This is a genomic window from Nocardia sp. NPDC020380 (assembly GCF_044386975.1).
Taxonomy (GTDB): domain Bacteria; phylum Actinomycetota; class Actinomycetes; order Mycobacteriales; family Mycobacteriaceae; genus Nocardia.
Map to the genome: position 1 here is coordinate 21,541 of NZ_JBIRVQ010000031.1, position 9,776 is coordinate 31,316.

Consider the following 9,776-nt stretch of genomic DNA (forward strand, 5'->3'; position numbering starts at 1 on the left):
GGCTACTGCCGTACCTCGAGCACAGTGCCCGCGGCCACGGTCAGCCCGCCCTCACGAACGGCGAAGCCGAGGCCCGGCTCCAGCGGCACCGGTCGGCTGAGCGTGACCGCCATCTCGACGGTCTCGCCCGGCCGCGCCCGGCCCTCGGGCAGCACCACATCGCCGACCACATCGCCGGTGCGCAGGTAGAACTGCGGCCGGTAACCGGTGGTGATGGGCGTGCGCCGCCCGCCCTGCGCCGCCGACAGCAGGTGCACGCGCGCGGTGAACTCGGAGTGCACGGCCATGCTGCCGAGCGCCACCACCACCTGACCGCGCTGCACCTGACCGCGCTGCACCCCGCGCAGCAGCATGGCGATATTGTCGCCCGCCTGCGCGGATTCCATGGTGCGGCCGAAGGTTTCGATGCTGGTCACCACCGACTCCAGCTCCCCGCCGTAGCCGAGCACCGAGATCCGGTCGCCCACCCGCACGAGCCCGCGCTCCACCGCGCCGGTCACGACGGTGCCGCGACCGGTAATGGTGAGCACGTTCTCCACCGGCATGAGGAACGGCGCGTCGGTGTAGCGCACGGGCATCGGGATGTACTCGTCGATGGCGTCGAGCAGCCGCAGCAGCTGCTGCGACCAGTGCTCGTCGCCTTCGAGCGCGCGCAGTCCGGAGACCGGCACCACCGGCAGGTTGTCGCCGTCGTATCCGTTGGCGGACAACAGCTCCCGCACCTCCAGCTCGACCAGCTCCAGCAGTTCGCCGTCGCCGATATCGGCCTTGTTGAGCGCGACCACGATATGCTCGACGCCGACCTGCCGGGCCAGCAGCACGTGCTCGGCGGTCTGCGGCATGATGCCGTCGTGCGCCGAGACCACCAGGATGGCGCCGTCCAGCTGCGCCGCCCCCGTGATCATGTTCTTCACGAAGTCGGCGTGGCCGGGCATGTCGACGTGCGCGTAATGCCGCGCGGCCGTTTCGTATTCGACGTGCGAGATATTGATGGTGATGCCGCGCTCGATCTCCTCCGGCGTCCGGTCGATCCGGTCGAACGGGACGAAGGCGCTGCCGCCCCGCTCGGCCAGCACCTTGGTGATGGCGGCGGTCAGCGTGGTCTTGCCGTGGTCGACGTGACCCATGGTGCCTATGTTGAGGTGTGGCTTGGTGCGGACGTAGGCCTGCTTGGCCATGATGAGTTCTCCATCCGGGAGTAATGATTCGCGCTGCGCAGCTGTGTAACCGATAACTGCGTGCTACCGATAACTGCGCGAGCGCCAGGACCTCAGCGACGAGCCACCTTCCCCGACTGAGGTCCCGGGGACGTCCCGGAGAAGGTCAGCGTCGTGCGCCGTCGAATGCGGATGCCGCTGCGAATGCGGATGCCACCAGGGCAGCAGCCATCGCGCCCGCGACTGCGGGGAATGCGGCGATGGACTGCGAGAACATGCGAGACATACTGCCGCGCGGGAGCGGTACCGCGCCAGTTATTTTCGCGAGGGCTCGGTGGCGGCGGTACTCGACGCGGTGAGGCGCCCGGCCACGAACTCCACGAAGATCAGCACCCAGACCGCCACGGCCACCGCCAGCAGCACCTTCCCGAGCGTCTGCGCCCAGTGCAGGTGCAGCGCCGCACCGGTCGACAGCGCCGCGGCGGCCGTCATGCCGAGCGGGAACACGGTGGCCCAGCGCCGCACGTTGTATCCCGGCCGGAACCGGATCACCTCGGCCACAACCAGAATCACGTACAGCACGAGGTTCGCCGTGAACAACACCAGCGTCACCACCCGCAGGATCGTGTGCGGCGTTCCCGTCCAGTGTTGCCAGGCAACGAGTTTCGACCCCGCCAGCGCCGAGATGGCGAGCGCGCCGGTCATCACCCACTGGTCCCCCGCACCACGCCAGACCTGCGTGACATCGAAATGCGTGAAGGCCACCAAGTACAGCACCAGCCCGAGCACGAAGCACACCAGCGCGGCGATGATGAGCCAGTCGCCCACACCGGCCGCCGCGAGAGTGGCCGCCAGAACCGCCAGACCTTGCGTGGAAACGCAGACCAGGAACGCCGCCCCGGGCATCCGCCGCTGCCAATGAAGGATCACCAGAACCAGCAGCACCGGCCACAGCACCGCGGCCACGACCAGCAGCGCGGTGGCCACGAAATGCCAGCCCAGCATCGAGATCCGGGTGCCGAGCACGGTCGTCGCGGCCACGGCGGTCAGCGCCGCCGGCGTATCCGCCTCCGTCTCCCACCGATCGTGGCTCCACAACAGCCGGTAGGCGAAATCGCCTGCCAGCACTGCCCATACGAGTGCCGCGAGCACCAGCGCGACCACCGACCCTGTCTCGTATCCGGTGAGATGCAGTCCGACGGAAAGGATTCCGGTCGCCATCACGAACGCGCCGGCCGCCGGCGGCAACTCCCGCCACCACTGTGCCGAGTCGCCCGCACCACTCATGGTCAGCACCGTGTACGCCGCCGCGGCGAGGATGATGAGCGCCGAAACCAGCAGCGCCACATCGAGTCCGTGATGAAAGGCCGCGGTGGCGGTCCGCAGCACCTCGCTCACTTTCGAGGCGTACTTCAGTTCGGTGGCCAGGTCGATCCCGGAGGGTATGCGCCCACGCTCGACGGCATCGATGGCAATGGGCTGCAAACTGTCCGGCAGCCCCAGCTGGGTCAGCCGCGTCTTCAGGTCAGCGGTCAGGAACGCATTCACCAGCGACCCGAGCACGGCGACGCCGACCGCCGCACCGACCTGCCGCATGGTGTTGGTGGCAGCGGCCGCCATACCCGAATGCTCCGCGGGTACTCCGGTCAGCACCGCGGAAGTCAGCGGTACGACGGCAATGCCGAACCCGAGCCCGGCCACCGCGAGCGTCGCCGCCAATGGCCCGAATTGCACTGTGCCGTCGAGCGAATGGCGGGTCAGCAGAATGCCGGCCGCCCCCACCACGCAGCCGGTGACCATCGGCGTGCGCGCATCGCTGCGCGCCACCCAGAATCCCGCCCCCAGCGCCCCCACCATGATGGCGACGGCCATGGGCGCGAACACCGCCGCCGTCCGCCCGGCCGAATAATGAAGCATCACCTGCAGATACAGCGCGGTGAAGAAGAAGATCGAGAACACCCCGAAGTACACGGCGAAGGCGACCACCAGCGCACTGCGCACCGGCGGCAGCCGCAGATAGCGAAAGTCGAACACCGGATTGCGCACTCGCGTCTCGACCGCGACGAAGGCGAGGAAGGCCAGCCCGCCGAGCACGAACAGCGCGATCACCGAGGGCGCACCGTACCCGCGATCCTCCCCCGAGATGGCGGCATAGATCAGGCACCCCAGGAATACCGGCCCGAGCAGGAACCCGCCCCAATCGATGGCTCCGGGCCGCGGATCGGCGCTTTCGGGTACGTACCGCAGCGCAGCGGCGAGCACCACCACCCCGATCACCAGGTTGAACCAGAACACCGAGCGCCACCCGTAGGCGCCGACCAGCACGCCGCCGAGCACCGGACCCGCCGCGAGCGCGAGGCCGGACACCGCCGCCCACACGCCGAGCGCCTTGGCCCGCGTCCGTGCCTCCGGGAAGATCTGCCGCAGCACCGACAGCGTGCCCGGTTCGGAGGCCGCCGCCCCGACGCCCATGACCGCGCGACCGGCGATGAGCATGGGCACGCTGGTGGCCAGTGCCGAGAGCACCGATCCCGCGCAGAAGATGGCCAGTCCCGCGATCATCACCCGTCTGCGCCCCCACCGGTCGCCCAGGGATCCGGCCGCCAGCATGAGGCTCGCGAAGACCAGCGTGTAGGCATTGACGACCCACTGCAGCAGCATGACGTCGGTGCTGAGTTCGGAGCGGATATCGGCGAGCGCGACGCTCACGACCGTGGTGTCGAGGAAGGTCACGAACAGGACCGCGGTGACGGTGGCCAAGGCGATGCCCGGCCGTCTCGTCCTGGCCGGCGCGTCGCTCATGGTCGCCACCGGCTCAGGCTACTTCCCGGCCCCGACCCGCCTCGGAACTTTCGGTGTCGGCGCGTCGCAGCGGATATGAACAGCAGCTCGGCGATTCTGCCGATGCGGCCCCCGCTGAAATGTGACGGTGATGGTGTCCCTCTAAACTCCCGGACGGGGAGGTCGGTTTGTTGAGGTTTGCCGTACTGGGCGAGGTCCGCGCATGGCGCGCGGACCGGCCCTTGGATCTGGGTCCGCCGCAGCGGCGCGCGGTGCTCGCGGCCCTGTTGCTGCGCGGCGGCAAGGCCGTCACCGCCGCCGAACTGGTCGAGGGCATCTGGGGTGAGGACCCCGTACTGCGCGCGGTCCCCGCACTGCGCACCCATGTGGCCAAGCTGCGCCGCGAACTCGAACCCGACCGCGTCAATCGCGGACCGTCCACCCTGCTGGTCTCCATCGGCGATGGCTATGCCCTGCGGATTCCGCCGGGCAGCACCGATATCGACCGGGCCGAGACCCAGGTGCAGACCGCCGAACGACTCCGCGACGACGATCCCGCCGCCGCCCGCGACACCCTCATCACGGCCCTGTCCACCTTCGAGGGCGCGGCCCTCGGCGGACTGCCCGGCCCGTTCGCGGAACGGCAGCGGACGCGGCTGGAACAGTGGCGGCTCGCCATTCTCGAAGACCGTCTCGCCCTGGACATCGAAATCGGCCGCGGCGCCGAGGCGGTGGCCGAACTCGGACCGCTCATTCAGGAACATCCGCTGCGCGAGCGCTTCCGCGTGCTGCTCATGACGGCTCTCTATCACGGCGGGCGGCAGGCCGAGGCGCTCGAGGAATATGCGCGCGCCCGCCACGCCCTGGTCGAGGGCGTCGGAGTGGAACCCGGCCCGGAACTAACCGAGGTGCACGCGCGCATCCTGCGCGCGGAACTGCCGCCCGTCCTGCGGCCCGCGCGCGCCGTGCACACCCCGGCCCAATTACCGCCCGACATAGCCGATTTCACCGGCCGCTCCCGGGCCGCCGCGGAGATCGCCGCCGAGCTCACCGGCGACCGCTGCACGGTCGCCATCTCCGCGGTCGCCGGTATGGGCGGCGTCGGCAAGACCACCCTCGCACTGCATGTCGCGCATCGGGTGCGCGACCGGTTCCCGGACGGGCAGCTCTATGTGAACCTGCGCGGCGCCGATGCCGCGCCCGTCTCTCCCGGCGATGCCCTCGGCGGCTTCCTGCGCGCGCTCGGCGTGGCCGAGGGCGATATCCCCCAGGCCGTCGACGAACGCGCCGCGCAATTGCGAACCCTGGTGTCCGACAAGCGGATTCTGGTGGTTCTGGACAATGCCCGCGACAGCGCCCAGGTGCGTCAGCTGCTGCCGGGCACCCCGGGTACCGCGGTCCTCATCACCAGCCGCTCGGCGCTGACCGAACTGCCCGCGGTACGGCGCACCCGCCTCGACGTCCTCGAGCGCGAGGAGGCCATGACGCTGCTGACCCGTATCGTCGGCGTGGAAAGGGTTGCGGCCGAACGCATCGCGGCCTACACCATTGTCGATCTGTGCGCCTTCCTTCCACTGGCGGTGCGTATTGTCGGGGCGCGGCTGGCGGTGCGGCCGCAATGGTCCATCGCCTCGCTGGCCGATCGGCTGGCCGACGAGGGGCAGCGCCTGGAGGTGCTGCAGACGGGCGATCTCACCCTCGCCGCGGCCTTCCGTATCGGTTACGGCCAGCTGCACTCCGAACAGGCCAGGGCCCTGCGCACATTGGCGCGCGCCGAGGTGCCGGATTTTCCGCTCGACGGCGCGGCCGCGGTGCTGGGCGTGCCGGTGGCGCAGGCCGAATACCTCTGTGAATCACTGGTGGATCTCAGCCTGCTGGAGACCACCGCGCCCGGCCGCTACCGCTTCCACGATCTGCTACGGTTGTTCGCGCGCGGGCTGCCCGGCGAGGAGGAGAGCGCCGTCCTGGCCAGGCTGCTCGACTACTACCTGGCGAGCGCCAAAAACCTTTTCAGCACACTGGAATACAGCAATACCTCGCTGCACCTGGTACCGACCACCGTGCCGGGGCACGTCTTCGCCACCGGCGCCGACGGTCAGCTCTGGAACGATCTCGAGCGCCCGGTGGTGATAGCCCTGCACCGGCAGGCCGCGCGGGTCGGTGGCCGATCCGTCGCCGTGGCCGCCGATCTCGCCTGGGTGATGGCCGAGTTCATGGATGCCGGCACCTGGGCGCGCGAGCTCGGCGACAGCTTGAAGGCGCTGCTGCACACCGCGATCGCGGAGTCCGATACCGGCAGTGTGCGCCGGCTGCGGGTGGCGATCGGGGCCATGCTGCTGGTGGGACTCGGCGAGGTGGCGGCGAGTCTGGAGTTCCTGCAGCCCCTTTCCCAGCCCGCCGACTACATCGATCGGCGGTTGCAGCTGCTGGCGGAGATCCTGCTCGGGGTCGCGGACCGGCGGCTGGGCAATACCAAGGATTCGCACCGGCACTACGCCAATGCGGTGGCGCTGACCCGGTCGCTGGGCGATCTCTCGCTGGAGGCCTGGATTCTCGCGCTGGCCACCCGGACCCTGTGTGAGTCCGGCCAGTACGCGGAGGCGCTCGCGGTGGCGGACCGGGCCATCGAACTGGCCGACAAATCCAGTAATCCGGTCGCCCGCGGCTGGGCCACCCACGAGCTGGCGGCCACCCGATCGATGCTCGGCGAGCACGCCGCCGCGCTGGAATTGGCCGCCGCGGCCGTGGAGCTGGCCCGGCACAATGGCATCCGGCTCTGGGAGGGCTGGGCCCGCACCCGGCTGGCCCAGATCAACCTGCGCGCGGGCGATCTCGACACCGCCGAGCAGGAGGCCGCGCAGGCCATGGACCTGCTGCGCAAGGCGGCGGATCCGCTGGACCGCGCCCGCGCCATGGTGTTGCACGCGGCCGCGCTGGCGGCCCGGGGCGAACACCCGGACGCCGAGCGCGAGCTGGCCGGGGCCGCGGCGATTTTCCGCCGCGCCGGTCTGCCCGCACCGACGCTGGACAGCCTCTACGTGCCTGGCCCGATCTCCTGAGAGCGAACGTTTATTCGCTGTTTATTCACGCCTGGCAGGGTGGGCGGCAACGTCACGATCGGCGAAACATGCCGGTGGCGTCGGGTGCGGTCATGCCGCGTGCGTACGAGGGGTCCGCACGCGCCGCATGGTCGGCCAGCAGGTCACCGATCCGGCGCAGTTGCGCGGTGCCCGAACCGCCCTCGAACTCCGCGCGTTTGGCCGCGGTGAAGTAGCGCTGCATCGGATAGTCCAGGTAGATGCCGGTACTGGCATGGACGTGCACGGCGGTGTGCGCCACCCGGTGCCCCGCCTGCGCAGCCCAGAACTTGGCCACCGCGATCTCCATATCCGCCGGCAGGCCCTGCTGTTCGCGCCAGGCGGCCTGCCACAGTGTCAGTCGCACCGCCTCCACGTCGATGTAGGCGTCGGCGAGCCGCTGCCGCACGGCCTGGAACGAGCCGATGGGCTTGTCGAACTGTTTTCTGGCGCGGGCGTATTCGCAGGTCAATTCGAGGGCACGGGCCAGGATGCCCAGTTGCAGGGCGCAGGTCGCGAGGGTGGCGCGGCGGCGGGCCCATTCGGCGGCGCCCGGGGCGCGGATCAGAGCGGTCTCGGGGACCGGCACGTCGTGCAGCTCGAGAACGGCGGCATCGGTGCCGTTCACGACGTGCTGTCCGGCGACGGTCAGTCCTTCGGTGTCGCGGTCGATCAAGGCGAGGACCGACCGGGCGCCGTCGCGTGCTTCGATCAGGAAGGTCTCCGCGAACGCGCCTGCCGCGACCACGGGTTGGATGCCATTGAGCAGCAAGCCGTTCGGGTGCGCGGATGCTTCGAAGGCCACGACACTCTCCGCCAGAGCGGGTGCGATGGTCGCCTGCCCTTGCAGTACCGGCCGCACCCAGCGTGCGACCTGCTCGTCGTCGCCGAACTCCCCGATCGTGGCGGCGGCCACCGCGATACTGGTGGCGTAGGGCGCGGGTGCGACGGTCCGGCCGATCTCGGTCAGAATGCTGCACTGTTCCAGCAGCCCGAATCCATTGCCGCCCACCCGGTCCGGGAGGGCCGCTTCGAGCAGCCCGGCGGCCGCCATGGCCTGCCACAGCTCCCGGTCGAATCCGGTGATGCCGGGTCGCGGATTGTGCTCGGTCCAGTCCGTGAACAGCTCGCGGGCCAGTCCGGACAGGTCCTGCTGTGCTTCGGTGTAGTCGAAATCCATCTCGGTCTCCTGGGAAATCAGCGGCTGACGGGCAGGCCGAGGGCGGATTTGGCGATGATGTCGCGCTGTACCTCGTTCACGCCGCCGCCGAAGGTGAGGATCAGCGAGGAGCGGTGGAAGCGTTCGATGCGGCCGCGCAGCAGGGCGCCCCGGGAGTCGGCGCGCACGATGGCCTCCGCGCCGAGCACCTCCATCAGCAAACGGTAGGCCTCGGTGGCGAATTCGGTGCCGAACACCTTGGTGGCGGACGCCTCGGCCGGGCCGAGTTCGCCGGCGTCGGCCGCCCAGGCGGTGCGCCAGTTGCGCAGTTTCAGGTATTCGGCGTGCGCGTGCACCCGCGCCAGATGCAGCCGCACCCATTCCGCGTCCAGCACCCGCGACCCGTCCGGCAGCACGGTGTGCTGCGCCCACTCGCTCACCTGCCGCAGCGATTCCTGCAGCGGCGCAGCGGAACTCAGTGCCACGCGTTCGTGGTTGAGTTGATTGGTGATCAGCCGCCAGCCCTGGTTCTCGCCGCTGACCAAGTTTTCGGCGGGTACCCGGACATCCTCGTAGTGGGTGGCGCTGGTGCCGACCGCTGCCATGGTGTGCACCTTGGTCCACGAAAAGCCCTGTGTCGCGGTCGGGACGATGAAGATGGACAGTCCGCCGTGTTTGCCCGCGGTGGGATCGGTGCGGGCGGCGAGCCAGACGTAGTCGGCGTATTCGATGAGGCTGGTCCACATCTTCTCGCCATTGATGAGGTACTCGCCGCCGTCGCGTACCGCGCGGGTGCGCAGCGAGGCCAGGTCGGTGCCGGCCTCGGGCTCGGAATAGCCGATGGAGAAGTGCAGTTCGCCCCGCGCGATCCGGGGCAGGAAGGCCGCCTTCTGGGCGGCGGTCCCGTAGCGCATGATGGTCGGGCCCACCGTATTCACCGTCAGATACGGCAGCGGCACCCCGGTCGCGGCGGCCTCGTCGGTGAAGATCAGCTGGTCCACCATGGACCGGCCCTGTCCCCCGAATTCCTCCGGCCAGCCGAGGGTCAGCCATCCGTCCTGGCCGAGCCGGCGCACGATCTCCTTGTACGCCGTGCCGTCCCCGTGCTCCCCGCCCGGTCCGGACCGTAGCCGTTCGCGGACCTCGGGAGTCATGAGGTCGGTGAAGTACTCCCGCAGTTGCTTACGCAGCCGCTCCTGCTCGTCGGTGAAGCTGATGTGCATGCATCGAAACTAGGAACCGTTTCGCCGCGAACCGGGCGGATGGCAGGAAGCTGCCAAAGCTCTTGCCATCGAACGGCATTACTGCCGGCGCGCGGCCCCGCACGAGTAGTGCGGCGCCGCGCGCCGAGCACGACTCAGCCCGACAGGTAACTCAGCCCGACAGGTCGGAGACCGACGCCGATTCGTTGCGGGACAGCGTGATTCCGAGATTCTGCGCCGTCCGGTCGAGATCGTCGTCGTCGGCGCGCTGCAGCTGGGTCACCGCGCCCGCCGACAGCACCTCGACGTTGAGGCACAGCGACTGGAGTTCCTTCAAGAGCACCTTGAACGACTCCGGAATACCGGGCTCCGGAATGTTCTCGCCCTTGACGATCGCCTC

6 protein-coding genes are annotated in these 9,776 nt (G+C 69.5%); 1 reads left to right on the top strand and 5 read right to left on the bottom strand.

Translation table 11 applies throughout. From position 1 onward, the window contains the following. Positions 1–2: 2 nt before the first annotated feature. Together tuf and ACH438_RS45670 are read right to left on the bottom strand one after the other, a co-directional pair. Positions 3–1,178 (bottom strand): elongation factor Tu, encoded by a 1,176-nt coding sequence (gene tuf / locus ACH438_RS45665; protein WP_397017494.1) that lies wholly within the window; start codon positions 1,176–1,178, stop codon positions 3–5. A gap of 294 nt (positions 1,179–1,472) precedes the next feature. Further along, positions 1,473–3,959: an MFS transporter gene (locus tag ACH438_RS45670; RefSeq protein ID WP_397017504.1), complete on the bottom strand. Its 2,487-nt coding sequence runs from the start codon at positions 3,957–3,959 to the stop codon at positions 1,473–1,475. Positions 3,960–4,126: 167 nt separating this feature from the next. On the opposite strand from ACH438_RS45670, the gene ACH438_RS45675 reads away from it, so the two are divergent. Continuing rightward, the gene (locus tag ACH438_RS45675) at positions 4,127–6,997 is read left to right on the top strand and encodes a BTAD domain-containing putative transcriptional regulator (RefSeq protein WP_397017496.1); all 2,871 of its coding nucleotides are present in this window, start codon (positions 4,127–4,129) and stop codon (positions 6,995–6,997) included. A 52-nt stretch (positions 6,998–7,049) separates the two neighbouring features. Here ACH438_RS45675 and ACH438_RS45680 read toward each other — a convergent pair whose 3' ends face one another. The 3 genes from ACH438_RS45680 to ACH438_RS45690 all read right to left on the bottom strand — a co-directional run. Next, positions 7,050–8,195 carry an acyl-CoA dehydrogenase family protein gene (locus ACH438_RS45680; RefSeq protein ID WP_397017498.1) on the bottom strand — a complete coding sequence of 382 codons (1,146 nt, stop codon included), beginning with the start codon at positions 8,193–8,195 and terminating at the stop codon, positions 7,050–7,052. Between the two features lie 17 nt (positions 8,196–8,212). Further along, entirely contained in the window at positions 8,213–9,397 is a 1,185-nt protein-coding gene (locus ACH438_RS45685) for an acyl-CoA dehydrogenase family protein (RefSeq protein ID WP_397017500.1), read from the bottom strand. A gap of 151 nt (positions 9,398–9,548) precedes the next feature. Next, the coding region (locus ACH438_RS45690) for a hypothetical protein (RefSeq protein WP_397017502.1) at positions 9,549–9,776 on the bottom strand (228 nt) is incomplete at its 5' end.

Coding starts and splice junctions, on each gene's coding strand:
- tuf (WP_397017494.1), bottom strand. CDS start 1,178: ATGGCCAAGCAGGCCTACGTCCGCACCAAGCCACACCTCAACATAGGC.
- ACH438_RS45670 (WP_397017504.1), bottom strand. CDS start 3,959: ATGAGCGACGCGCCGGCCAGGACGAGACGGCCGGGCATCGCCTTGGCC.
- ACH438_RS45680 (WP_397017498.1), bottom strand. CDS start 8,195: ATGGATTTCGACTACACCGAAGCACAGCAGGACCTGTCCGGACTGGCC.
- ACH438_RS45685 (WP_397017500.1), bottom strand. CDS start 9,397: ATGCACATCAGCTTCACCGACGAGCAGGAGCGGCTGCGTAAGCAACTG.